Origin of the sequence: uncultured Porphyromonas sp. (genome assembly GCF_947254915.1) — a bacterium.
In the GTDB taxonomy this organism is placed as follows: domain Bacteria; phylum Bacteroidota; class Bacteroidia; order Bacteroidales; family Porphyromonadaceae; genus Porphyromonas.
On record NZ_CAMYEZ010000009.1, the window covers coordinates 1 to 25,882 of the forward strand.

A 25,882-nucleotide genomic window follows, 5' to 3' on the forward strand; every position below is an offset into this window, starting at 1 on the left:
ATGCTCTGACTTTCTACCGAAGAAATGCGAAATTGCCACGGAGGAGACGGCAAATTCCTCCGAACTTTGATTTGTTTCTTCCGAACTTTCATTTCATTCTTCCGAACTTTCATTTCATTCTTCCGAACTTTTATATCCCGTCTCTGTGGGGAATATTTACTTTCCAGTGAGCTATTTGCTGTTTCTTCTCTAGATACCTGGGTGTAGGAGCATCGTCAGCCAGCTCAAGTCTCTTACTCCTGATAGATCAAGGTGTGGAAATGCGCCTTAGAGAATGGAGGAGAGGGGTATAAAGCGCTTTGTCCATCGCTTTTTGCTATCTTTGTGGCATAATTGTAAAGAGTCGGTATGAGGCACCTTGAGAGCCTGTGCACGACTATACGAAACGAAATGACACTGCTCTGAGTAAGCAACAGACAACAATAAAGGAAAAATAGGAATGGTTCGAGTTAGATTTGCACCTAGTCCCACGGGTCCACTACATATAGGTGGCGCACGGACAGCACTCTTTAATTATCTCTTCGCACGTCATCATGGTGGCACGATGGTGCTACGTATAGAGGATACGGATAGCAAGCGCTTCGTGCCTGGAGCTGAAGACTATATCATTGAGGCTCTACAGTGGCTAGGGATAGAGATCGATGAGGGTATAGGCAGTGACAATCAGCCTTACGGTCCCTATCGCCAGAGTGAGAGACGGGAGATCTATCGTGAGTATGTGCAGCAGCTCATAGAGCGTGGTGCTGCTTACTATGCTTTTGACACTGTGGAGGAGCTGGAGCAGGCACGGCAGGAGATGCCCAACTTTAGCTATGATGCTACGACTCGCTCTAAGATGCGCAATAGTCTTTCGCTTTCTAGCGAGGAGGTGACTTGTCTGCTAGAGTCTGGCGAGGAGTATGTGGTGCGCTTTAAGGTAGACCCAAACCGAGAGGTTGAGGTCAATGACTTGATCCGTGGCAAGGTGGTCATCAGCTCTACACAACTAGACGACAAGGTTCTCTACAAGAGTGCCGATGACCTGCCTACCTACCATCTAGCCAACATTGTAGATGACCACTTGATGCAGATCACGCATGTGATCCGTGGTGAGGAGTGGCTTCCTAGTGCTCCGCTACATGTCTTACTCTACGAGGCTTTCGGCTGGCAGGACTCGATGCCACAGTTTGCCCATCTGTCGCTCCTCTTGAAACCTCAGGGGAGTGGTAAACTGAGCAAGCGTGATGGCGATAAGCTAGGCTTCCCAGTCTTCCCATTGGAGTGGCGCAGCCCTGAGGATGGCTCTATATCAATGGGCTATCGCGAGCAGGGGTATCTACCAGAGGCTGTGAGCAACTTCCTAGCTCTACTGGGGTGGAATCCTGGAACCGATCAAGAACTCTTTGCAGATCCGCAAAAGCCTATCTCGTCTGAGCTGATCTCCGCCTTTTCGCTAGATCGCTGTAGTAAGAGTGGTGCACGCTTTGACTTTGAAAAGGCCAAGTGGTTCAACCACCAGTACATACAGATCGTCCCCGTAGAGCGGCTCGTCGCATACCTTCGCCCTGCTCTGAGCGAGCGCGGCTTGAACCCTACTGATGAGCAGCTGCGAGACGTACTCCTGACGATACGTGATAAGGCGCAGCTACTCCCAGACTTACTTCCGGAGGTGCTCTACTTCTTTGTGGCGCCTACAGAGTATGATGCTAAGGGGCTTAAGAAGCACTGGAAGGCGGAGACGCCTGGCTACTTACAGCAGATGATCACGCTCCTGGAGGGGCTCCCGAGTGATGCTTCGCTAGAGACGATCGAGCAAGCACTCTACGATAAGATCAATGGTGATGAACTCCCTATGGGCAAGGTGATGAATGGTATACGTATGGCGCTCGTGGGCGAACCGCGTGGAGCGCGTATCCATGAGATCATCCACCTGCTAGGTATCCCCGAGAGTGTGCGACGTATCCAGCGGGCTATAGAGGAGATCCACCTATAGCTACTTGTACCGCAGTAATCAATGAATTAAACTTTAGATATAACAACTGAATCATGAGTTTGCGTATCAACAAACTTCTGAGCGATGCTGGTATCGGATCGCGCCGTGAAGTGGAGAAGTACATCGTCGCTGGACGTGTTATGCTCAATGGCGAGCGGGCTGAGCTAACTGATATCGTGGTAGAAGACGATATCGTCACGCTAGACGGCGAGGAGCTCCCTGTCAATGACATCCTGCGTGAGGCTCTCTCGATGAAGCACTACCTAGAGGCTCAGCAGGAGGACCGAGAGACGAGAGAGGCTACTCGAGAGTACTCCCCACGAGGTGGAGGCCACTCTAATCGCCCTGCTAAGTCTGGTCCTAAGAGAATGAGGTCAGACCGATATGGCGAGGAGCCTAGAGAGTCCAAGGGACATACCAAGGGCAATAAACCTTACAAAGCTAAGGGGGGTGATACCTATGGTCGTCGGCGTGACAATCGAGGCAAAGACTTTAACGGTGACGATAGGTGGTGAGCCTCATCACCTATCATGTCGCTGGATATGAATAAGTAGAAAAGAGTAAGAGTACGAAAGGATGCAGATCACGTTGGTCAGACATACGGCAGTGGCGCCCGAGTGGCAGGTCGTCTGCTATGGCAATACAGATATACCGCTGGCAGCTACATTTGAGGAGGAAGCTCCTCGTGTGGCTGCTCAGATAGATCTGTCTCTCTATGATCGCATCCTCTCCAGCCCACTCTCTCGTGCGCTACGGTTGGCACACTATTGCGTACCCGAGGGAATTGATATAGAGGTGGACGATCGCCTGAAGGAGATGAACTTTGGCGACTGGGAGGGACAGCACTGGACTAGCATCCTAGAGGCAGAGCAAGAGGTGTCAGCCTTCTTTGAGTACTTCATTGATCGACCAGCCCCTAGGGGTGAGTCTCTCCGTGACTTGGCTCAGCGTGTTGCTAATCTACTTGATGAGCTCTACAGATCTGGAACTCAGCGAGTATTGCTCTTCTCGCATGGTGGTGTTATCAATGCTGTGCGAGCGATGGCAGGGCGCATCTCTCTACAAGAAGCTTTTGCTCAGATTCTACCCTATGGGAGTGTGACGATGATCGAGCTAGACGACCTTATACATATAGACCAAGTCAAGCTCTGATGGAGGCTTTAGGCTTCTATTCGGAAGGAACGTCAAGATAAAGTGACTGCTGATATGGAGAAGCGAATTATTTCAACCATAATCGTCTTGCTTGTAGCCATAGCTACGGTAACTATATTGTTGCAGTTACGCAACTTTAGGTATGTTTCTGAGCTTTACAATGACTACTTTGAGACTTTGGCTCAGAGAGCTCTAGACGAGGTGTCCCGCTCGCTGGAGCAAGATGAGGTGGAGCGCCAGTTACGCTCACTACTCACGCAGGATGATGTGCAGCGCTTAGGTCTGATTGATGATACGCTCCAGCACTCAGTCATTGCATCCAGTGCTTTCTCCTCAAGCTATATGTCTGACGGTAGCGAAGTGTGGAATGGCTACGGCAATGCTGAGCGTGCTACCTGTCCGCCATGGGCAGAGGCTCGTGTGAATAGACAGAGTAAAGAGCATACGAAAGCTTTGCAGAGCAAGCTACTCAACACCTACTTCTACCATCGTAGTCTCCTTGATGAGACTGTCCTACGCACCATACTCCAGTGTAATAATCAGCCACTCCGCCAGCGGGTCAATGTAGAGTTCCTGCAGAGAGCGTTAGTGCATGAGCTAGCACAGGTAGGTATTACAGAGACCTTTGAGTTTACGCTTTATGATAGCCAGGGGCAAGTGGCTTATACCACTGTCGCTGATACTGGTGACCGATCTTACAAGGCTCCTCTAGTGTTGCGGAGAGACTTATTCGTTCAGTCCAACGGTTATCTAGACTCACCGCTTGGAGATCAGGAGTTACCTTATATTGAGCTCATCTTTACAGAGCATAGCCGTCATATGGGCACACTCATCTACACGTTGCCATCTGCTGGTACGCTACTCGTGATTATAGCTCTTAGCGTACTAGCTGTCGCTATCCTCTTACGACACAAGCACTACTTGCGGGAGCGTAAAGACTTCGTCAGCAATATGACGCATGAGCTCAAGACACCCGTGAGCTCCATCCGCCTAGCGTGTGAGATGCTTGAGGATCCCTCTCTGCATCAGTCGGAGGAGCGACGTCAGCGTATCACCCAGACGATGCTCAAGGAGGTAGACCGTCTCACGCTACTCGTAGATCAAGTTTTGCAGTCTTCGATGATGGAGCGAGGGGTACTCAAGAGTTATCCTGTGGAGCTTGACGCTCATGAGGAGATTAAAGACCTAAGTAGTGCCTATGCTATGAAGCTTACAAATGCTCATGGCGAGCTAGTCCTAGCTCTAGAGGCTGAGCACCATACGCTTATGTGTGACAAGATTGCCTTTCAGAACGTCATATCCAACGTGATAGACAATAGTCTGAAGTATCGCAAAGAGGATACACCACCGATTATCACGCTTAGCACGCATAGCGATGACAGCAATCTAATCATAGATATACAGGACAATGGGATTGGTATCTCTCGGCAAGATAGGGCTCATATCTTTGATCAGTTTTATCGGGTCCATACGGGCGACCGCCACGATGTCAAGGGCTTTGGTCTCGGTCTTGCCTATGTGCAGCGAGCCATCCAGGCTATGGGAGGTGAGGTCAAAGTCTTTAGCAAGCTCGGTGTCGGCACCAAAATGTCCCTACGCATACCTTACATAACGAGTAGTAAGGCAAAGACAGTGGACAGGTAGAAGTAAACTCTTCGTGTCTACAAACATCTAACTAAAAGTAAATTGGATAATTTAGAACAAATCAAACAATAGCTATGAACAACAAAGAGATTAGAGTATTCCTCTGTGAAGACGATGAGAGCTTAGGCCTTATGCTTCAGGAGTATCTTATAGCCAAGCGGTATGAAGTAGACCTCTTTACAGATGGAGAGATGGGGCTAGAGGCTTTTCGCCAGAATAAGTATGAGCTCTGCCTCATTGACATTATGATGCCTAAGATGGATGGATTTGAGCTGGCGAAGGAGATTCGTACCCTTGAGCCAGAGATTCCTATTATCTTCATCTCCGCAAAGGACCAGAAGAAGGACATCCTAGCAGGCTTCAAGCTTGGGGCTGACGACTACATCACGAAGCCCTTTAGTATGCAAGAGCTAGAGGCGCGTATGGAGGCCATTATGCGTCGCATCATCGGTGATGGACATGATGAGCAGCAACAGTTCTATCAGCTAGGCAAGCTCCTCTACGATACTAAGAAGCAGTCCTTAACGACTGAAGATGGGCAGGTCTTCACGCTGACTACAAAGGAGAATGAGCTACTGACGCTCTTCTGCGTTTATGCCAATGAGACCCTCGAGAGAGAGTATGCGCTGAAGACGATTTGGTCTGACTCCAACTACTTCAATGCACGTAGTATGGACGTCTATGTGACCAAGCTCCGCAAGATACTCAAGGTGGATCCCACTCTTGAGATCAAGAACGTACACGGCAAGGGGTATCGTCTTGTCACGCCTATCAAGGAGATCAGTGAGGATCAGATCAAGAAAGTCTAGTTTTATCTAGTCTGACTATCACAAGATAAGTGGCGACGGAGGTTTCTCGAGAGACCTTCGTCGCCACTTGCTTTTATATTAGTTTAGGCTGTAGCTTAGTTTGCTTGTTTAGCCTTCTTCCGTTGGTGTCTATTACCCACAGCCAGCACCGTGATATAGCCCACGATACCAGAGATAAGGCTACCCGTCAGGATGCCCAGCTTAGCCTCGCTGAGCCAGTCCAGATGAAGGTGCACATCGTACGACAGGCTGGCGATAAACATGGAGACCGTAAAGCCGATACCACCCAATATAGATACCGCAAAGAGCATCGCTGGGTAGACCCCATCGCTCCACTTATGTTGCGTCAGTAGGATATAGACATAGGTGAAGAGGAAGATACCCATAGGCTTACCGATGAAGAGCCCTAGCATGACCGCAAAGGGGAGCGTCGAGATGTCGCCCATACTGAAGGTCGAGAAGTCAATGCCAGCATTGACAAACGCAAAGACAGGCAGGATCAAGTAGTTCACCCAGCCCGTGAGCGCATGCTCTAGGCGCTGTACAGGAGGGATAGCCGATGCAGCCGCATGGCGCAGACTATTGATCATCGCAATGTCAGCACCCTCTAGATGAGTCGTCTGGCCCTTCTTAGCGTTTTCCACAGAGGGGAGCATCTTAGAGATAGCACCCGCAAGGCTACCCAGCTGATGACGAGACACAGACGTGGTCATAGGCATCGCTAGAGCCACCATCACGCCAGCGATAGTCGTGTGGATACCGCTCTGTAAGAAGAAAAACCATACGACGAAGAGCCCGATCATATAGAGACCAATGTGGCGTACCCCCGCACGACCTAGGAGCGCTAGGATAGCAACGACAGCGAGGCCCAGACCGAGCATCAGCAGGTTAATCCCCGTAGAGTAAAAGAGCGCTATCACGATGATACCGCCTATATCGTCAGCCACCGCTAGCGTAGTCATAAAGACACGTAGCGAGACTGGCACATGATCCTTGAGTACCATCAGTACAGCCAGTACGAAGGCTATATCCGTAGCCATCGGGATAGCTGCACCTCGGCTTGCGTCGCCCGCAGGAGCGATCAGCCAGAAGAGGATGATCGGCATAATCATACCGCCTATAGCCCCCACGACAGGCATCATAGCCTTCTTGACCGAGGAGAGCTCGCCCACGAGTAGCTGTTGCTTGATGTCTAGTCCGACGACAAAGAAGAAGAAAACCATCAGGACATCATTGGCAAAAACCAAGAAGCTCATCGGCTCGCCATGAGCCTGAAAGATGTCCAGCCCCAGGACGTTCAGGTTGATCGGTATAGCGAGCAGCGTGTGGTATAGCTCTCTGAGCGGGCTATTTGCCACGATAAGAGCCACGATGGTTGCGAGAAAAAGTACGACAGACGAGTCCACCTTACGAATGGTGAACCGCCTGACTGGTCTTAGGATACCACTAGTTTGAGACATACTCTATGATTACTTAGTTGTTACGGCTTCAAAGTTACGCCTTTTTTGCGCACTCAGCAAGATTTAGGTACGCACGAACTGCCACGCTCCCCCGCTTTGTCGTTTGTCCCCTCTAGGTGGCAAAAGATTTTCATACGCATAAAACTCCCGTTTCATCCGTATGAAACTCCAGTTTCATCCGATTGGAATTACATTTCCCCGTATTTATGGTGGTGAGCTCTCCTTGACCTAGTTCGATTACTTCCCGAAGAAACGGGCTTTCTACCGAGGAAATTGAGATTCTCCAGGGAGCAAACGGCAAATTCTCCCGAACTTTGGAATCTTTCTTCCGAACTTTCATTTCATTCTTCCGAAGTTTTATTTCGCCCCTCCGTAGAGAACTCTTGCTTCCTCGGGAGCTATTTGGGATTTCCTCGGGAGAGATTGGGATCAACGGATATGTAGCAGTAGCTATAGCGTGAGGCTATAGCGCCACGTAGCGAGACTCAACCCATTCGAGACTGTTGCATAAAGGCGAATCGCTGTGTTGCTTTCGGGATTCGGCTTCGGTCACATACGGAGGTATGCTCCCTTCAGACCTCACCCTCAGCGCCTTGCGCTTCATCCTTTCTGCAAAGTCAGGACAATCTTGCAAGCAAGATTGTGAGACTGTTGACTCTTGCAACAGTCTCCATTCCGACCTCAAGGTCAATTGAGTAGACCGGGAAACGAAAGTTTTCTGACCTACTTTCGGTATGACATGTCCGTCACACAAAAGAAGGCGACCCGAGCATCCTCAGATCGCCTTCTTCATTCGGCAGCTTCCTTGGGGAAAGCTTTATTTAGTGGGTACTAAATGGTGGTTTAATCGCTATTAACTAGGGAATTAGCACCCGTATCACCTCAACCTCATCAGCTGCGCCAGCCTGTGCGGTGACGAGATAGCTACCTTGTGGCAAGGCGACCAGCTCGCCTCTGACGATGGGCTTATGGTAGTACGTATGGCCATCCATCGTAAAGATGGTCAGCATAGCTAGGTCTGCTAGCGTGGTGATACCCTCAGCGGAGACAGCTATGCAGTGGCTCTGCGTAGGAGCGATCACGGCATTGGTCAGCTTGAAGGTGGCATTGACACGTGTGTAGCGCTGTGGCTTTATGCTGGTGCCAGAGATCGGCTCGCCATTGGCAGTGAGGCGATCTATCGTATAGCCCTCTTCGGGCTTGATGACGAGGTTTAGCTCCTGTCCCTTGCTAACCTTGTGGTAGCCTAGGTGTGTGGGGAGCGAGTTCCATACTGGCTTGATCTCATTGCCTTGCTTGTCTGCGAGTTTGACTGTACCATGAGTGGTGGGGGCGACCTCTACGTAGACCTGATCACATCCAGAGGCATCGCCTTCAGTATTCACGCGCCATCCCTTGATCGTAGCGATTACGGGATCAGCATGCTTGGCATCGTTGTCTGGATCGCTCTTGTCTTCGGTAATGTAAAGGCTGTAGGGCGTCTGAAGTTTGACCCCCTTGGGATAGCTACAGAGAGAGGCGTAGAGGTCGTTGACCTCACAAGCTGTGAGCTTGTTGCCGTAGGCGTGTAGCATCTGTAACTGAGGTTGATTAGATAGATCAAGCTTGGTGAGCTGATTGGTATAACAGTATAGTGTAGCTAGCTTCGTAAGCTTAGAGAGATCTAGCTTCTTGAGTTGATTGTTATTTACGAGGAGCGTCTCAACCTCAGACTGGTTAGTTAAGTCTAGCTTAGTAAGTTTGTTGGCTCCGAGTGCTAGTGTGCTAAGGCTCTTGAGCTTAGATAGGTCTATCTCAGAGAGCTGATTGTCCTGCAGGTCTAGATAGCCAAGCTTGACGCTAGAGGATAGATTGATGCTAGAGAGCTGATTCTTCTTTGCGTCTAGCTTCGTTAGTTCTGTCAGCTTAGATAGATCAAGCGTAGTGATCGTGTTCCCATAGCATAGGAGCGTCTCTATCTTAGTGCTGTGTGAGAGGTCTAGCTCAGAGATCCCTGTATAGGCTACATCAAGGAGCGTGAGATTAGGACACTCTTTCAGATCGATGGAGCCGATAGGATTCATATAGGTATAGAGGACTCTTAGGTCAGGCTGTACAAGCTTGATACTGCTAAACTTGTTGTCGTTTCCCTGTCCAGGTCCAGGATAGCTGGAGAAGTCAGCCTGGGCAAATGAGCCTAGGATCTTGATGTACGTACCTAGAGCTTTGCCCTCAAAGCTACTTATGGACTGACCGATGACCTTACGCTGAGGTACACCATTACCCCAGTCAATGAGAACCTCTGTGTCCTCTTGAGGAGCTGCTAGTGTAAAGGTAATCTCCTGTCCCGCCTTAGTGCCGAGCTGTATCCTTGGCGGATTGACGAAGAGTGGCTCTACGGTGGTGGCTTTGGAGACAACAAATATGCGCTCCTTGATGAGTGTACCATTCACCTTGACTCCGAGGTACTCCATACCCTCAGGGGTTTCGTCAATCTGAACATAGAGTGGGGTGCCTGCGAGGACGCTCTCACCGATGGGCTTGAGTGACTGATCAGAGTCTATCATACGCTCTAGGAGTGTGACCTTGCCCACAGTCTGAGTAAGTGTCACAGAGACTTTGTCACACTTTGCTTTGCCATCGCCCTCGACGTCAGCCTTCCAGTTTTCTTTGATAAGTTCTGGATCAGAGGTCTCTGCATTAGATCCCTTGAGCAGTAGATTCGCGCTCCAAGCCTTGCGTGGATTATCCCACATAGAGCGTAGCATATAGTTGATGGCACAGGGTGTCATCGTCGGGTTAAAGCGGATATCTAGGTATTGTAGCTGAGTGCAAGCGCTGAGATCTAGGAAGGTGAGCTGATTGCTATGAGCTGTGAGGCGGTTCATATAAGTTGCCTGCGAGAGGTCTAGTAGCGGAATCTTATTGCCAGCACAGCTTAGCGAGGTTAGCTTCGAGAGCATAGATACGTCAAGTGCTGTCAGGGCATTGCTGTCACAAGCGAGGCTGGTGAGCTTGCCATTTGCCGATAGATCTAGATTCGTGAGCTGGTTCTTGCTACAGAAGAGATTGGTCAGCTCAGGGTTGTTCCTGAGGTTTATAGCAGAGATGTTGTTATAGTTGATCTCCAACTTATATAGTAGGGGGAGCTTTGTGACATCAAGTGCAGATATTTGATTGTGCGTGATGTCTAGATTGGCGAGCTTGGGATACTTGTCTCCAATCTCAAGGTCCATCAGTGAGTTGCTCTTTAGAGATAGCGTCGTGAGTGATGGAAGAGAGACGGGGTAGAAGTGACTGATGTCGCATTCATCAGCCGATATGCGCTCTAGAGTCGTACAGGGGTCTGGGACGAGGATGGAGCCTAGTTTAGGATTCTTAGATATGTCGATAGAGACCAGCCCTTTGTAGGGGCGTAAGTCTAGGACGGTGAAGTCGTTCTCTCTAAGGTTAAGGTTCTCTAGTGGGGCGTCTTCGTTGAGCGCAAAGTTATCCTTTGTCAGCTTATTCTTAGAGAGGTCTAGATACTTGAGCTCTGTCTGTCCTGTAGCGGTAAAGGAGGTTATCTCTAGCCCCGAAGCGTCTAAGCTGGTGAGGCTAGAGAGGATGCGGATGGTTTCGCCCCTGACGCTTCCAGAGACTTTGGCAAAGAATCCAGAGGCGTTCGGATCAACCTTGTAGCTTTCGATGGTGCCCTCTCCCCAATCAATGAGGATAGGGGTATCATAAGACTTGGTCTTGGGGTAGATTGAGACTTCAGAACCAAATTTTTTATCTATCTTAATCTGGATCTCTGTCGTTTGCGCCGTGAGTAGACTCACACCGCATAGATAGATAAATAGATAGAGCAGAAAGTTGCGTTTCTTCATTTCATACTTGTTTAGTTATTTGTAATATAGGATAAGTTGTATGTAATTGGAAAGTGATAGACTAGTGGAGCCTAACTCTGTGGAGTAGTGCTGTAGTAGTCGTGGATGAGGCGCTTTGCCGCAGCGAGGTCGGCCTCTTGGTTGCCTGTGATGCCTACGCTCTGAGGTGTGGGTATCTTGATCTCGGTGCCGAGGGGAATATTGTCGGGATCCTTGATCTGCTCCTTATTAGCGAGGTAGATGTAGATCCAGTACTCACTACGACCGAGGTAGCGACGGGCATAGCGTGCTAGATAGTCGCCATTGCCAAGGGTCACAGTGGTGAGTATCTCCGGCTGGGCGGTCGTATCTGCTGGTGGCGCGACGCTATCAATGGGTGCGATGGTATCTATCGTCGGAGTCGTCTCGATGGGTATCATCGTGCTGGGCGGGGGCGTGGTGCGGGAGCTCGGCATCTCTTGCTTGCCGAAGACGAAGAACCATAGCAACAGCGCCATCGCTAGGACAGCGACTAGCGGGATGACGATCCAAAGCCATAGCTTGCGAGGCTTGTGCTCTTGTGGCTCCTCTCTTCGATAAGGTGGTGGCGTGGCGACGACAGCCTTTGCTTCGTTGCTTTCGCTAGCTGAGAAGGGAGGCGGTGGTGGGGTAGCGGGAGTTTCGGCTTGAGATTGAGGTGTCCAAGCGGGCGGAGTGACTACTGGCGAGGGAGTGGCTGAGCTCTCGGCGATACGGCTGGAGATGATGGATGGGCAAGCCTGCTCAAGGCTCTCGGCTGGCTGCTCCTCGACATCGGGCCACTGGACACCCTCCTTGAGCAGCGTGGGGGCAAACATCTCAAAGGGCTTGTTGACCTGTCGGAGCAATTCGTCGGAGGGGGTGAAGGCGTAGCTGGTCTCGCTGCTCTCACCTTCGCCAGTTATGGACTGTGGTGCGAAGGTGCCTAGGGGAGCCCACTCGAGGGTGTGTCCTAATCGCTCGTGCATCTCAAAGAGCTTCGAGACACTGTCGTAGAAGCTTTGGAGGGTCTGCGGTATCTGGGTCGCCCCTTTTGCTAGGAGTTCGCCAATCTCCTCGGCAGAGAGTGGTTGCTCTTGGTTGGTGATGCGTGGCGTGACGCTTGGGGGCATCAAGTAGCGCTCGCCACTAGGCAGTAGGGCGATGCGGGCGCTGTGGCTCTCAGCGGACCATAAGCCGACGCTACGCATATAGCTAGTGCTCCCCTGAGTGAGTCGCCCGATGAGTAGCGAGGTGAGGTCGCTCCATAGTTGCTGGCAGGTGGTCTGTGCGAGCTGGCTCTGCTCGGCGACCTCGAGGAGCCACTGTTCGGTCGTAATCATAGGATGAGATGCTCTGGGGATGTGGTTGCGATGAGGTCGTACTCCTCTACGCCTGTGATCTCAGCTCGGTAGAAGGAGCCGACACTGAGCGGGCGGTCGCTACTGAGTATCACTTCGCCGTCCACCTCGGGAGAGTCGTACTGGGTGCGACCAACGTAGTAGCCTTCTTCCTCTCGGTCAACGACTACCTCCAGCGAGGTGCCGACTCTACGGCTATTGACGCTGGCAGAGATGTTTGCTTGAAGAGACATTAGGGCATCGTAGCGCTCCTGCTTGACCTCTGGCGGGACATCGTCTTGGTAGTGCTTGTAGGCATAGGTGCCCTCCTCGTGTGAGTATTGGAAAGCGCCAAGTCGCTCGAAGCGCATTTGGCTAACGAAGTCAAGGAGGTCGGCAAAGTCTTCGTCCGTCTCTCCTGGATGCCCGACCATCATCGTGGTACGCAGGGCGATGCTGGGCACTTGCTTGCGAATGCGCTCTAGCAGAGCGACGGTCTCCTCACGGGTTATCTGCCGACGCATCAGCTGAAGCATATGATTGCTACTGTGCTGGAGCGCAAGGTCGAGATACTTGCAGATGTTGTCATGCTGTGCCATCACATCTAGCAGAGCGATGGGGAAGTGGTTCGGATAGGCGTAGTGTAGTCTGAGCCAGTGAACGCCTTTTACCTGAGCCAGGCGGTCCAGCAGGGGAGCGATGGCTTGCTCTTGGTAAAGGTCTACACCATAATAAGTGCTATCCTGAGCGATGATCTGAAACTCCCGACAGCCTGCGGAGATGCGCCCCTCGACCTCTCGGACTATCTCCTCCATGGGACGGGAGTGATGACGGCCTGTGATGAGCGGGATGGCGCAGTAAGAGCAGGTGCGGTCGCACCCCTCGGAGATCTTGATGTAGCTATAGTGTTGAGGTGTGACGCTAGGCGGAGGCGTTCGGTAGGATAGTGGCGTAGCGCTGTCTGCGCTGAGTGCTGGTCCTAGATCGCTGATGAGTTGCTTCCAGTCATACTTGCCATAGATCTTGTCCACCTCGGGGAGCTCCGCGGTTAGCTCCTCACGAAAGCGTTCGCCCAGGCAACCCATCACATAGACGGAGCGAATGCGCCCCTCTTTCTTTGCCTCAATGAGAGAAAGGATGAGGTTGATCGACTCCTCCTGAGCTGCCTGTATGAAGCCACAGGTGTTGACGACGGCTATCTCGCCAGTCAGCTCCTCGGGGTCGTGACGTAGCGTGTAGCCGAACTGTGCGAGCCGACGCATAAGCGCATCGGAGTCAACGAGGTTCTTAGAGCACCCTAGACTGATGACATCGATTTGGTTGGCAATCATCGCAGAGCTACTACTGGACTAAAGCTCATCGCCAAAGATGGAGTCGACGAACTCACGCTTGCGAAAGACTTGCAAGTCCTCAATCTTTTCGCCTAGTCCGATATACTTGACTGGCACCTTAAATTGGTCGGAGATACCTATGACGACACCTCCCTTTGCCGTTCCATCAAGCTTCGTGATGGCGAGGGCAGAGACATCGGTGGCTGCGGTAAACTGCTTTGCCTGCTCAAAGGCGTTCTGACCCGTAGAGCCATCGAGGACGAGGAGTACTTCGTGAGGCGCATCGGGTACTACCTTCGCCATGACACGCTTGATCTTAGAGAGCTCGTTCATCAGGCTCACTTGGTTGTGCAGACGACCAGCCGTGTCGATGATGACTACGTCGGCATTCTGAGCGACGGCCGACTGTAACGTGTCAAAGGCTACCGAAGCGGGATCCGAGCCCATCTGCTGCTTGATGACTGGCACGCCGACACGCTCTCCCCATATCTCTAGCTGCTCGATGGCGGCTGCACGGAAGGTGTCCGCAGCGCCCAGTACGATGCGCTTGCCCTGCTGCTTGAACTGATAGGCGAGCTTGCCGATTGTGGTTGTCTTGCCCACACCGTTGACGCCAACGACCATGATGACGTAAGGATGCGCCTCGGCAGGGAGTGTGAAGCTCTCCCCATCGGTCGTGCCATTCTCTGCAAGAAGTGCCGCCACTTCGTCACGCAGGATGCTTTTGAGCTCGCTCGTGCCGACATATTTGTCCCGAGCTACACGCTCTTCGATACGCTTGATGATCTTGAGAGTCGTGTCCACGCCCACATCACTCGTCACGAGTATATCCTCCAGGTCGTCGAGGATTGCATCGTCGACCTTGCTCTTGCCAGCTACGGCACGAGTCAGCTTGTCTACCATAGAGGTCTTGCTCTTTTCTAGACCTGTGTCGAGTGTCTCTTTCTTCTTCTTTGAGAATAGTCCGAATAGTCCCATAGTTGGTCTCTTTCTTTTAGGTTAAATGATTAGTCCATGCGAGACTTGTAGTCCGAGTAGTCAAAGCTACGGAGCGTCTCCACGGAGCCATCGAGATGACGCAGCGCAATGGCGGGATGCTGTACACCGTTGAACATGTTCGTCTTGACCGTCGTGTAGTGTAGCATATCCTTGAGGACGAGCGTCTCGCCGATCTCCAGCGGATGGTCAAAGGTCCAGTAGCCCATATAGTCGCCACTCAGACAGCTGTTGCCCCCTAGACGGTAGCTATGCGTGCCAGCCTCGGGCGTGTCGCAGTGTGTTGCCCCCTCCACGACTGGATGGTAGGGCATCTCAAGACAGTCAGGCATGTGGCAGGCGAAGGAGACGTTCATAATAGCCGTCTTGATGCCATCGTTGGTGACAATGTCCACCACCTGAGCGTAGAGGTCGCCCGTCTGCCAAGCGAAAGCACTGCCTGGCTCCATAATAATTCGCAAGTTGGGGTGTCGCTCACGGAAATCTCGTAGCAACACCACCAGATGCTCCGTATCGTACTCCCGATGTGTCATCAAGTGTCCGCCACCGAGGTTGAGCCACTGCACCTTATCTAGGATAAAGCCAAAGCGCTCTTCGAGACGCTCCAGCACTAACTCTAGTTGCTCGTCATCGCCTTCGCAGAGGACATGCAGATGCACACCTTCTAGTCCTGTCAAAGCACCCTCTTCCTCCATCTGTCGTAGCGTCTCGGCACTCACGCCGAAGCGTGTCCCTGGCATGGCGGGGTTGTAGATCTCGGTCTTGACAGGCGAGTAAGCTAAGTTTAGCCGCAGACCGTAAGAGATATGCTCGGCTGCGTAAGGTGAGGCGGGTCCGAAGCGCTGCCACTGGGTGGACGAGTTGAGCGTGATGTGACTACTGTAGCGCACGAAGTCCGCTATATTCTCCTCACTGTAGGCTGGCGTGTAGGCATGCACGGGTGCTCCCATCTCCTCGTAGCCTAGGCGAGCCTCCCACGGAGAACTAGCCGTGCTGGCGTGGATGTACTCCTTAAATATAGGGAAGGTGCGCCAGAGAGCGTACGCTTTGAAGGCTAAGATAATCTCCACGCCCGCCCGCTCTGCTACGGATCGTATCAGCTCTAGGTTGCGTCTCAGGAGAGACTCCTCTAGTAGGTAGTAGGGTGTGGTAATCTTGTGGGGTTGCATAGAGAGCATTGTACTTAATCTCCTGCAAAGATACTAAATAGCAAGAGTAGCACCAAAAAGCGCCCCGACATCGCTCCTGATGACTATGACGATAGGTGGCTTTTTTGTACCTTTGCGACTGATTCAAGAGGAGAGGTGCAATTCCTTACCGGTGGTATAGTCCACAACTCCCATAGCGGGACTGATATGGTGTAACTCCATAACCGACGGTGATAGTCCGGATGGTATTCGAATCAAGATGCCACTGACCCTGTCGGGGCTTCGGCTTTACAGGTCGACGCATCTACTTTTGTGTACCACAGATCCTCGTGCTTTTTATATAAACTCAAAGTAACAAGGAAATGGGACAGACCAAAACAATTTCCCCAGCCGTAGAGGCTCGCATCCAAGCTGCCGTCCAAGCCCTCAGAGATGGGCGTGGCATCCTACTCGTAGATGATGAAAACCGTGAGAACGAGGGCGACATCATCTTCTCCACAGAGAGACTTACTCCACAAAACATCGCACTGATGATCCGTGAGTGCAGTGGCATCATCTGCCTTTGCCTCAAGCCGAAGAAGTGCCAGGAGCTCAACCTCCCTCAGATGGTACAGCACAATACTTGTGTGAACAACACTGCCTTCACAATCTCTATAGAGGCCAAGGAAGGGGTCACGACAGGTGTCTCGGCACATGACCGCTACGTCACCATCACGACGGCTGCACGAGCCGAGGCCAAGCCAGAGGACTTAGTGCATCCAGGACACGTCTTCCCGCTACAAGCCAAAGAGGGTGGCGTGCTCGAGCGTCGAGGACATACGGAGGGTAGTATAGATATAGTCTCCATTGCGGGACTAGGCGATACGGCCATCCTCTGTGAGCTAACCAACGAGGATGGGACGATGGCACGTATGCCAGAGATTCAGAAGTTTGGCGCAGCGCACGATATGCCAGTCCTCACGATTGAGGATATCGTTGCCTACCGCCAGCAAAGCTAAAACGACAGTCAGCAAGACCAATAGAAAAGGAGACTATCGCCCACGAGTGGTAGTCTCCTTTTTTGTTCTGTAGTCACGCTCCGTATCAGTAGATGCGGTAGGCGTTGCTAATGCCTGGAGCCTGCTTGAGCGCTGCGCAGAGTTGCTCTACCTGCTCAGCTGAGTGTACCTCTAGTCCCACTTTTCCTCCGAAGATACCGTCTTGCGTCTGGAGCTGTACGGAGGCGATATTGATCAGGAAGTCTTCCGTAATCACCTGCACGATCCCATTGAGGATACCCTTAGAGTCGATACCCTCGATCATGATCGAGCCCGTGAAGAGCGTATCACCCTGATCGCCCCAGATGGTCGAGAGGAGCTTATTGCCCGTGCTACTCTTCAGTCGCATAGCCTCGGTGCAGGTACGCTGATGCACCACTACTTGGTTGTCTATGACGAAGGCGACCACCTCGTCGCCAGGGAGCGGATGGCAGTCGTCAGCCATGACGTAGTTGCTCTTGATAGCATCGCTCTGGAGAAGGTACGGCTTCTTGTAGTCTATCTCACTGATCTGAGAGATGGACTCGGTAGGCTTGGGCATAGACTCTTGTTTGCCTATGAGAGCCTCCTTGACCGACTTGAAGAAGCGATTGCTCTTGCTCGACTTGATCCGCTTGTAGAGCGACTCCACTAGATTGACCGTGCCAGAGCCGACAGCGTAGAAGAGATCCTCACGCTTGTGAAAGCCAAAGAGCGCTGCCACAAGATCCATATGTCCCGCATCGACAGAGAGATCGTGCTGCTCGAAGTAGTTGATCACGCTCTCTTCGCCTTTGCTGATGAGCTTGCGACGCTCCACACGAAGGAACTCATTGATCTTGCTCTTAGCCTTAGCCGTCTTGACATACTTAAGCCATAGCGCTGAGGGCTTTTGATTATTGCTGGAGATGATCTCCACCTGGTCACCACTCTGTAGCGTGTGGCTGAGAGGCACTAGCTTGTGATTGACCTTGGCACCGATGCAAGTCTGTCCGAGTGTCGAGTGAAGCGCATAGGCAAAGTCCAGCGGGGTACTCTCGTGAGGGAGCGTGATCGGATCCCCCTTGGGAGTAAAGACCATGATATCATCTCCGTAGAGATTGAGCTTGATCGTGTCCAAAAAGTCCATGGCGCTCGAGTCCGGATTCTCCAGTAGCTCGCTGATCTGGTCGAGGAACTTCGTAATCTCCTGATCCTCCTCCACACCGTCCGACTTGTACTTCCAGTGAGCTGCTAGTCCCCGCTCGTCTATCTCATCCATCTTGCGGCTACGCACCTGTACCTCGATCCACTTGCCCGTGGGGCCCATGACTGTAAAGTGTAGTGCGCGGTAGCCATTGCTCTTGGGCTGAGCGACCCAGTCACGCGTCCGCTCATTGTTGACACGATAGAGGCTCGTGATGTCGGTATAGATACCCCAGCAAGTCTCCTTGACATTGAGCCCTGGGGTTTCCTCAAAGATAATGCGTACGGCGTAGAGATCGTATATCTCCTGAAAGGGGATCTGCTTCTTCTGCATCTTCTTCCAGATCGAGTAGCAAGACTTGACACGCGTCTTCATCTCGTAGTCCAGCCCACGAGCCTTGAGCAGGGGGTGCACAGGTGTGCTAAACTGCTTGAAGAGCTCCGCACGAGACTGCTCCGTGTCAATAATCTGGTTGCAGATATCCTCGTAAGCCTTCGGGTGCTCATGCTTGAAGACCAGTTCCTCGAGCTCTGTCTTAATAGCGAAAAGCCCTAGACGGTGAGCTAGCGGTGCGTAGATGTAGAGAGTCTCGCCCGTTATCTTGAGCTTCTTATGCTCAGGCATCGAGCTCAGGGTACGCATATTGTGCAGACGGTCGGCAATCTTGATAAGGATCACACGAATGTCTGCATTCATCGTCAGGATCAGCTTGCGAAAGTTCTCCGCTTGTAGGCTCTCAATGTTTCGCTCGGCCAGTATCTCGCTACTGATCTTGGTCAGGCCTACGACGATCTGAGCCACCTTAGGACCGAAGAGCTGCTCTATATCCTCCTCCGTGTACTCCGTGTCCTCGATCACGTCGTGGAGTAGGGTAGAGACGATCGATGTAGAGCCTAGACCTATCTCACGGCACACGATACGAGCCACTGCGAGCGGGTGCATGATGTAAGGCTCTCCGCTCTTGCGTCGGACCCCCTCGTGAGCCATCCGTGCGAAGGTAAAAGCGCGCTGTATCACCTCCACCTTCTTGCGGTGATTCGAGTGCTCATAGTCATAGATCAGCGCATCGTATTCTCGCTGTATCATCTCCTCATCGGAGAGTGTCGAGTTACTATAATCTACGGGGTAAATGTCTTCCATATTTTAGGGGAACGAAAAAAGGGTTATACAGAAGCTCTATACTATAGGCATTTTCATAAAGAGACATGAGGGCAGATGCTCCTCGAGCCATCCCTGGAGATAGGCGATGGTCTCACGCTCTATCGTCGCGTCCTGCTCAGGGTATACATTATATATAAGGTAGCGCACCTCAATGCCTCGGTGCATGCAAGCGTCGATACTGAGTAGCGTGTGATTGATGCTACCTAGCTTGCCATTGGTGACGAGAGCTATCTTAGGGTTCGTCTGCTGAGCTATGTAGTCTATCGTGAGGAGCTGCTCGGTGAGTGGCACCATCAGTCCTCCAGCGCACTCTACAAGCAAAGGCTTGGCACCCAGCTCTTGCAGATGGCGGGTAGCCTTGTTGAGTCGCTCGGGGTCTATCTCTCCACCATCCATACGTGCTGCCAGGTGAGGCGAGCAGGGGTAACTGTAGAGGTAGGGGCAAGTGAGCCCCTGGCGATCCCACTCCGAGAGAGGCTCTCCGAGTAGACGACGATGCGTCTCTATATCTTCACTGATCTCATGGCATCCCGTCTGGACCAGCTTCATCGAGGTGCAGGCTGTATGACCCGCCTCTCTGAGCGTACGTATGAGGAAGGCAGTCCCATAGGTCTTCCCTATATCGGTGTCAATACCACAGACATAGATCCGATCAGGAGGAGAGACCAATTGCATTGCATCACTATTCATAGCGTTATCTACTAAGTGGAGGAGGGCAATCTCCTCCATCTACAAAGGTACAGAATAGCTATCAATTGGCGAACGGTCGGCCGTTCCTCCCGAGGAATTTGCCTATAGCTCGCTGGAAAACAAAAATTCTCCACGGAGCTGGGAAATAAAACTTCGGAAGAATGAAATAAAACTTCGGAAGAAAGAAATCAAAGTTCCGAAGAATTTTTCGTTTCCTCGCTGAGGAATGAGAGATATCCACGGAGTAATTCTCGATTTCCTCCGTGGTGGCATAAATGAGCCCGCTGAGTACGATGCGTTTGCTAGAATATGGAATAGACAAAATTGTCTATGTCAAAAGATTAGATTAACTTTGTCATCGCAGAGGGGGCTTGTACCACTAAGAAGTCCCCGACGCATGGCTGTTAAGCCAACATTTACGAACTATTAAACACTGAATACTATGGGACTACTTTGGAGTTTGCTAATAGGTCTTGCGGCAGGAGCTATCGCAGGCTGGATCATGCGAGGTCGCTCACTGGGTTGCCTATGGAATATAATCATCGGTATGCTCGGAGGTCTTGTCGGAGGCTGGGTCTACAGCTTCTTCGGAGCCATGGCAGGTGACTCGTGGTGGGCGCAGCTAGTCTGTGCCGTCGTGGGTGCCTGTGTGATACTTCTAGTAGTAGGACTCTTCAATAAAAGGAAAAGGTAGCCCCCGTTCTAACTAACACTCTATTACAAAGAAAGAATTATGAAAAAGTACGTTTGCGATGTATGTGGCCATGTATATGACCCTGCAGAGGGCGATCCTGATAGCGGTATAGCTCCAGGCACACCCTTTGAGGATCTACCCGATGACTGGGAGTGCCCACTCTGTGGTGTCTCCAAGGATCAGTTCTCTCCAATGGAGGACTAAGCCTGTGCCACACCATCACTAGATGACACAACAACTAACAAAGGGGTGCCCTATGACCAGTTACTTGGTTGTAGGGCACCTCTTCTGTTGAGGAGCTAATGACTCCTGCGGCAGGCCAATAGGGAGATGTAGAGGGAGGAACTATTCAGCAGTCTTAATATGGGAGGTGAGTTGCTGAAGTGCTTTCTTGAGCGTGATGGGGAGTGCTAGCCACTCGCTCTCATCGTGTAGCGGTACCCACGTACCACCGTCGGGCAACGGTGGGGTGCTACTGTCAGGGAGTATGGTGTAGTAGCAGTCGATGTAGAGCTGTCGGTGTGTGAGCCGATGCTTATATCGTCTGAAAGGGCGTAGCTGGCAATGCGCTAGTGCTGCAGGTGGCTCAGGAAGAGGCTGTAGGAGTAGCTCCTCTTGCGGAGCTACGGGCTGGTCGTATAGTAGTGTGGGCTGGTAGAGCTTGCCCCATATGTCGCCTGTGGGGCGCTGGTAGAGTATCGTCTGCCACTGGTCTAGTCCTCTCTTGAGTACAAAGAGATAGCCTAAGTGTCGGGGCTGGACGGAGAGCTTGAGCGCTTTGCGTGGTAAGCTGGCTCGCTCAGGGCTATCGGCAGAGGGGCATTCGCTGCGGACGGGACAGCGGGTGCAGTCGCATAGCTGAGGGGTGCAGATGAGTGCGCCTAGCTCGATCATCGCTTGGTTGTGTAGTCCTGGATGTGGCGCTTTTTCGACCAATTGTCTGGCTAGGGCGGTGTAGTACTTCTTTCCCTGGGTGGTGTCTATCGGTTCCTCAGAGGCATAGAGCCGACTCAGTACGCGGAGCACATTGCCATCGACGGCGGGGTATGGTTGATCATAAGCAAAGGAGAGGACGGCTCCAGCGGTGTAGTCGCCAATGCCAGGGAGGGCGCGGACTGACTGGTAGTCTGCGGGGAAGGTGCCGCCCAACTCATGGACGATGAGCTGAGCTGCACGATGTAAGTTGCGAGCACGGCTGTAGTATCCCAGCCCCTCCCAGAGCTTGAGCACCTCATCAAGCGGTGCTATAGCAAGGTCTGAAACGGTGGGGTAGTGCTCGACAAATCGTAAGTAGTAGCTCGTCCCCTGATCTATCCGTGTCTGCTGTAGGATCACCTCACTGAGCCATATACGATAGGGGTCGTGTATGTCTCGCCAGGGGAGCTTACGATGATTCTCTTGGTACCAGCTGTGTAGCTTGGTGAGCAGTGTACTCAAGTGTGGAGCTTCTTTAGATAGAGAGCATGTGTAGCAGGTCGATGAGCTCGGGGTCGATGCGCTTTTGCTTTTTTGTAGCCTTGACAAAAGGTACGTAGACGATCTCATCGTTGTCATACCCAATCATCACATTGCGCTGCTCATCAAGGAGAGCCTGCACGGCGGCTGCACCCATTCGGCTACCCATAATACGGTCGGTAGCGCACGGTATACCACCTCTCTGTAGATGCCCTAGGATGGTGACACGGATGTCAAACTTAGGGTAGCGACGCTTGAAGTCATCTGCGATGAAGAGTGTCTGTCCCTCGCGCTCCCCACTCTCGGTGACGAGGATGATGCTACTGCTCTTGGTCTTGCGGAAGCCACTCTCGATCATCTTCTTGAGCGACTCGGTACTGGTGGGGTCTTCGGGGATGAGAGCGCCCTCAGAGCCAGTAGCGATAGCGCCATTGAGTGCGAGGAAGCCAGACTCACGTCCCATCACCTCGACGAAGAAGATGCGCTCATGGCTTGAGGCGGTGTCTCGCAGTTTGTCGACAGCATCCATAATGGTATTGAGAGCTGTCGTATAACCTATCGTAAGGTCGGTGCCAGCGAGGTCGTTATCGATGGTCGCTGGGATGCCTACGGTTGGGAGGTTGTGCTCATTGGCGAGGAGTCGCGCACCAGTGAGTGAGCCGTCACCACCGATGACAACGAGTCCATCTATCTCATTTTCCTGAATGACTTCGTAGGCGCGAGCACGTCCCTCGGGAGTCTCGAACTCATGGCTTCGGGCTGTCTTGAGGATCGTACCTCCACGCTGTATGATGTTGCTTACGTTCTCGACGGTAAGCTCTATGACATTGTTTTCGATAAGTCCTGTATAGCCTTTGATGATGCCACATACAGAGATACCGTGGTATAGAGAGGCTCTGGCGACGGCACGTATAGCGGCATTCATGCCTGGGGCATCACCGCCCGATGTGAGTACGCCAATTCGTTTGATGCGATTCATGCTCAAGTGTTAGTTAGATAGTTATCTATGCTACAAAGGTAGTACTTTTACCTCAAGTGTGGAGCTAGAGCGATGCGAGCAAACCATTGTCCGCAAAGCTCAAGTAGTGGGAGCGCTCGCCGTCAGAGGTTACCGAGGCGTGGTAACGGCCGAGGATGAGGTGGTCGTTGAGACGTATGTTGCAGACGGAGGCTACCTGTTTGACCCGCTTGGTGAGGTCCATATCCTCGGCGCTGGGCTGTAGGTGGCCGGTGGGGTGATTGTGCGCTAGTATGATAGCCGAGGCGTAGTGCGTGATGGCGGGAGCCAAGATAAGTCGCAGATCGGCTACAGCGTGGCTGACTCCTCCTGAGGAGACCAATTCGTCCTTGATGACTCGCCCTGAGGCATCTAGGTAGAGGCACCTTAGCTCCTCATGGTCTAAGCTCTCTAGATGACGTCTTAAGACGCGATAAGCGTCTAGGCTACAGGTGATCGGTGTGCGCCGAGGCGGTGGCGTGTCTCGTAGTCTGCGTCCCAGCTCGATGGCTGCGAGTATGGTACAGGCGCGTGCATCACCTAGTCCAGCAAATCGCTTTTTCTTCTCTCCTGGTTCGCAACCTGTGAGGTAGGCATGGTCTATCTCTAGGAGCTGACCTAAGTCGTTATCTAGACCAGTCATGATCTGCTTCGCTAGGTCTAGAGCTGAGTCCTTTTCTGTGCCAGAGTTGATGAAGATAGCCAGCAACTCAGCATCTGAGAGGTGCCGAGCTCCAAGTCTGAGGAGCTTTTCGCGAGGACGGTCCTCCTCGCTCCACTGCTTGATGGTGTTCTTAGTAGAGGTTTTGGCTAATGGCTTGGCTGGCTGAAGGGGTGAGTCTGCTTTCATCTAGGGGTCTGTGGCTGGGTGAGTAAGTCTTGCTGGATACGCTCTAGGAGGGGCTCCCAGGGAGTGGACAGGTCAAGCGGAGCGAACTCGTGATGGCGTCGCTGCCAGGTGAGCTGCTTACGGGCAAAGTGGCGACTATTGCGCTGTATGAGTCGTATCGCCTCTGCTAGATCGTACTGCCCATCGAAATGTGCAAAGAGCTCTTTGTATCCTACCGTATTGAGCGCATTGAGCTGACGATGAGGGTAGAGCGCCTTAGCTTCCTCGACCAAGCCCTCCTCAATCATCATCTCCACGCGCTGGTTGATGCGTTGGTAGAGCTCCTCACGGGGGCGAGTCAGGGCATAGGTGAGCAGACGGAAGGGGCGGTCGGCATCTTCGCCTGAGTGATAAGAGGAGAGTGGCGAACCGCTGCTGAGGTACACCTCTAGCGCATGCATCACACGACGATGATTGCAATGGTCTACCTTATTATAGTACAGCGGATCAACGAGCTGTAGCTCCGCAAGGATGCCTGCCAGCCCCTCTCTCTGATAGCGCTCGTGAAGCTGCGCACGTACCTCTAGATCAACAGGGGGGATGTCGTCTATACCACTACAAATAGCGTCAATGTAGAGCATTGACCCTCCACAAAGGATGACGACGGGATGCTCCCGAAAGAGTTGCTCTAGGAGCTTCATCACCTCTAGCTCATAGCGCCCAGCACTATACGGCTCAGTGATCTCATGGGTCGCTACGAAGTAATGAGGAGCTAGTCGTCGCTCCTCTTCCGTGGGGGTGGCGGTGCCGATCGGCATGCCACGGTATATCTGCCGAGAGTCTGCCGAGAGGATCGGTAAGGGCTGGGCGGTGGAGCCTAGATGACGAGCCAGTGCTATAGCAAAGGAGGTCTTGCCTACGCCTGTAGCTCCTGTGAGTACGATCAGTGTAGGGGAGACCTCCTTCAGTTTGCCCGTGCAGCAGCTCATCGGAGAGGATGCTAGCGCTTACTCTTCATCTACGATGCTAAAGCCATCGCTGGAGAGCTCGTCAGCATTAAAGAGCTCCTCGCCAAAGGCTTCGTCCATCATCCCTAGAGGAACATCGCTAGAGAGTGCGTCACCGCCTAGAAGATTGCCGACAAACTCCTCAGGGTTCGTCTGCCGAGGCTTCTTACCCTCTAGAGAGATGATCTGGGGGCTGGACAATGAGCCACTGTGTATCTTGACTAACTGAAGGCGTAGATAGCGATCCTCAAAGAGATCGAAGAGATAACGCATCCGCGCTCCTGTCTCGTCAAGCAGATCCTCTAGGCTAGAGCTTTCAATATCATATTGGTTGCCTGCGTCGGTCTCAAAGAAGTCGCTAGAGGCTACCTGTCCGATCTCTTCCCAGCGATCGTCGCAGAGATAAAACATACCGATTGATGCTGGGTCAAAGTCTAAGGTGTCTATTAGCAGATCCATGAGCTGAGCAAAGGCGGCGTCAGCTTGTATCTCAAAGTCTAGAGCGAAGGTCTCCTCAGCCTCAGAGGTTACGTGATAGTGATGTATCATAAATGGTTTCGTGCCGTGTGAACTAAATGAATATGCAGGGCTAACTCTTACGTACTAGGTTGAAAAACTCCTCACGAGTCTTCGACTCTTTGAAGGCTCCCGTGAAGTCGCTCGTCGTAGTGAACGAGTTTTGCTTCTGTACGCCACGCATCTGCATACACATATGCTGTGCCTCGATGACGACGATGACGCCTAGTGGTGAGAGCGCCTGCTGGATGCAGTCTTTGATCTGTGTGGTCAGTCGCTCCTGCACCTGTAGACGGCGAGCGAAAACATCAACGATGCGAGGTATCTTGCTAAGCCCCGTGATATACTTGTTGGGGATGTAGCCTACGTGTACCTTGCCAAAGAAAGGCAACATATGATGCTCGCAGAGAGAGTAAAAGTCTATATCCCGTACGATGACCATCTGCTGGTAATCCTCTCTAAAAGTGGCGGCACGTAGGATCGCTAAGGGATCCTCTTGGTAGCCCTTAGTGAGGAAGTGGAGTGCCTTGGATACTCGCTCGGGAGTCTTGAGTAGCCCTTCACGGGTGGGGTCTTCGCCTAGCTCTGTGAGGAGCTCCTTGACGTGACCTTTCATCCGCTCTAGTTGTGGCTC

Annotated in this window: 22 protein-coding genes and 1 riboswitch; of the genes, 8 read left to right on the forward strand and 14 right to left on the reverse strand. The window is 52.2% G+C overall.

The genetic code is table 11. From position 1 onward, the window contains the following. The first annotated feature begins 439 nt into the window (after positions 1-439). The 5 genes from gltX (at position 440) to Q0X57_RS01330 (ending at position 5,577) form a co-directional block, all read left to right on the forward strand. A complete protein-coding gene (gene gltX / locus Q0X57_RS01310; RefSeq protein ID WP_297726545.1) occupies positions 440-1,972 on the forward strand; it encodes a glutamate--tRNA ligase in 1,533 nt (510 codons plus the stop codon). A gap of 53 nt (positions 1,973-2,025) precedes the next feature. Beyond that, entirely contained in the window at positions 2,026-2,487 is a 462-nt protein-coding gene (locus tag Q0X57_RS01315; RefSeq protein WP_297726548.1) for a S4 domain-containing protein, read from the forward strand. Between the two features lie 61 nt (positions 2,488-2,548). Further along, positions 2,549-3,124, forward strand: a complete 576-nt coding sequence (locus tag Q0X57_RS01320) for a histidine phosphatase family protein (RefSeq protein WP_297726551.1) — start codon at positions 2,549-2,551, stop codon at positions 3,122-3,124. Between the two features lie 54 nt (positions 3,125-3,178). After that, positions 3,179-4,768 (forward strand): HAMP domain-containing sensor histidine kinase, encoded by a 1,590-nt coding sequence (locus Q0X57_RS01325; RefSeq protein ID WP_297726554.1) that lies wholly within the window; start codon positions 3,179-3,181, stop codon positions 4,766-4,768. Positions 4,769-4,842: 74 nt separating this feature from the next. Continuing rightward, positions 4,843-5,577 (forward strand): response regulator transcription factor, encoded by a 735-nt coding sequence (locus tag Q0X57_RS01330; RefSeq protein WP_297726557.1) that lies wholly within the window; start codon positions 4,843-4,845, stop codon positions 5,575-5,577. A gap of 95 nt (positions 5,578-5,672) precedes the next feature. On the opposite strand, the gene nhaA is transcribed toward Q0X57_RS01330, so the two are convergent. The 6 genes from nhaA to nspC all read right to left on the reverse strand — a co-directional run bounded on the left by nhaA (position 5,673) and on the right by nspC (position 15,727). After that, entirely contained in the window at positions 5,673-7,037 is a 1,365-nt protein-coding gene (gene nhaA, locus Q0X57_RS01335; protein ID WP_297726559.1) for a Na+/H+ antiporter NhaA, read from the reverse strand. An 857-nt stretch (positions 7,038-7,894) separates the two neighbouring features. Continuing rightward, complete coding sequence (locus Q0X57_RS01340) at positions 7,895-10,885, reverse strand: hypothetical protein (RefSeq protein ID WP_297726562.1); 2,991 nt, start codon at positions 10,883-10,885, stop codon at positions 7,895-7,897. A gap of 71 nt (positions 10,886-10,956) precedes the next feature. Beyond that, positions 10,957-12,225 (reverse strand): hypothetical protein, encoded by a 1,269-nt coding sequence (locus Q0X57_RS01345; RefSeq protein WP_297726565.1) that lies wholly within the window; start codon positions 12,223-12,225, stop codon positions 10,957-10,959. Then, complete coding sequence (gene rimO, locus Q0X57_RS01350) at positions 12,222-13,553, reverse strand: 30S ribosomal protein S12 methylthiotransferase RimO (protein ID WP_297726568.1); 1,332 nt, start codon at positions 13,551-13,553, stop codon at positions 12,222-12,224. The genes Q0X57_RS01345 and rimO overlap by 4 nt, the downstream gene beginning before the upstream one ends. A gap of 18 nt (positions 13,554-13,571) precedes the next feature. Next, positions 13,572-14,531, reverse strand: a complete 960-nt coding sequence (gene ftsY / locus Q0X57_RS01355; protein WP_007365033.1) for a signal recognition particle-docking protein FtsY — start codon at positions 14,529-14,531, stop codon at positions 13,572-13,574. A gap of 29 nt (positions 14,532-14,560) precedes the next feature. Beyond that, positions 14,561-15,727 carry a carboxynorspermidine decarboxylase gene (nspC, locus tag Q0X57_RS01360; protein WP_297726571.1) on the reverse strand — a complete coding sequence of 389 codons (1,167 nt, stop codon included), beginning with the start codon at positions 15,725-15,727 and terminating at the stop codon, positions 14,561-14,563. A 108-nt stretch (positions 15,728-15,835) separates the two neighbouring features. Then, a riboswitch (FMN riboswitch) is annotated at positions 15,836-15,956 on the forward strand. A 103-nt stretch (positions 15,957-16,059) separates the two neighbouring features. Here nspC and ribB point away from each other — a divergent pair. Continuing rightward, complete coding sequence (ribB, locus tag Q0X57_RS01365) at positions 16,060-16,695, forward strand: 3,4-dihydroxy-2-butanone-4-phosphate synthase (protein WP_297726574.1); 636 nt, start codon at positions 16,060-16,062, stop codon at positions 16,693-16,695. A gap of 85 nt (positions 16,696-16,780) precedes the next feature. Here ribB and Q0X57_RS01370 read toward each other — a convergent pair whose 3' ends face one another. Both Q0X57_RS01370 and bioD read right to left on the reverse strand, forming a co-directional pair. Continuing rightward, positions 16,781-19,039 (reverse strand): RelA/SpoT family protein, encoded by a 2,259-nt coding sequence (locus Q0X57_RS01370; protein ID WP_297726577.1) that lies wholly within the window; start codon positions 19,037-19,039, stop codon positions 16,781-16,783. Positions 19,040-19,075: 36 nt separating this feature from the next. Then, positions 19,076-19,750 (reverse strand): dethiobiotin synthase, encoded by a 675-nt coding sequence (bioD, locus tag Q0X57_RS01375; protein ID WP_297726580.1) that lies wholly within the window; start codon positions 19,748-19,750, stop codon positions 19,076-19,078. A gap of 442 nt (positions 19,751-20,192) precedes the next feature. Here bioD and Q0X57_RS01380 point away from each other — a divergent pair, with 442 nt between their 5' ends. Beyond that, positions 20,193-20,444 carry a GlsB/YeaQ/YmgE family stress response membrane protein gene (locus tag Q0X57_RS01380; protein WP_297726583.1) on the forward strand — a complete coding sequence of 84 codons (252 nt, stop codon included), beginning with the start codon at positions 20,193-20,195 and terminating at the stop codon, positions 20,442-20,444. 39 nt (positions 20,445-20,483) lie between these two features. Beyond that, positions 20,484-20,648, forward strand: coding sequence for a rubredoxin (rd, locus tag Q0X57_RS01385; RefSeq protein WP_004330944.1), 165 nt, complete (start codon positions 20,484-20,486; stop codon positions 20,646-20,648). 141 nt (positions 20,649-20,789) lie between these two features. On the opposite strand, the gene mutY is transcribed toward rd, so the two are convergent. The 6 genes from mutY to folE form a co-directional block, all read right to left on the reverse strand. After that, positions 20,790-21,881 carry an A/G-specific adenine glycosylase gene (gene mutY / locus Q0X57_RS01390; protein ID WP_297726589.1) on the reverse strand — a complete coding sequence of 364 codons (1,092 nt, stop codon included), beginning with the start codon at positions 21,879-21,881 and terminating at the stop codon, positions 20,790-20,792. 13 nt (positions 21,882-21,894) lie between these two features. Next, on the reverse strand, positions 21,895-22,878 hold the full coding sequence (pfkA, locus tag Q0X57_RS01395) for a 6-phosphofructokinase (protein WP_297726591.1): 984 nt from the start codon (positions 22,876-22,878) through the stop codon (positions 21,895-21,897). A 64-nt stretch (positions 22,879-22,942) separates the two neighbouring features. Then, positions 22,943-23,746 carry a DNA repair protein RadC gene (radC, locus tag Q0X57_RS01400; protein ID WP_297726593.1) on the reverse strand — a complete coding sequence of 268 codons (804 nt, stop codon included), beginning with the start codon at positions 23,744-23,746 and terminating at the stop codon, positions 22,943-22,945. After that, complete coding sequence (gene miaA, locus Q0X57_RS01405) at positions 23,743-24,714, reverse strand: tRNA (adenosine(37)-N6)-dimethylallyltransferase MiaA (RefSeq protein ID WP_297726596.1); 972 nt, start codon at positions 24,712-24,714, stop codon at positions 23,743-23,745. Before miaA ends, radC begins: the two co-directional genes overlap by 4 nt. 18 nt (positions 24,715-24,732) lie before the next feature. After that, a complete protein-coding gene (locus tag Q0X57_RS01410) occupies positions 24,733-25,281 on the reverse strand; it encodes a hypothetical protein (RefSeq protein WP_297726599.1) in 549 nt (182 codons plus the stop codon). Positions 25,282-25,321: 40 nt separating this feature from the next. Next, on the reverse strand, positions 25,322-25,864 hold the full coding sequence (gene folE, locus Q0X57_RS01415; RefSeq protein WP_297726617.1) for a GTP cyclohydrolase I FolE: 543 nt from the start codon (positions 25,862-25,864) through the stop codon (positions 25,322-25,324). Between the last annotated feature and the right edge of the window lie 18 nt (positions 25,865-25,882).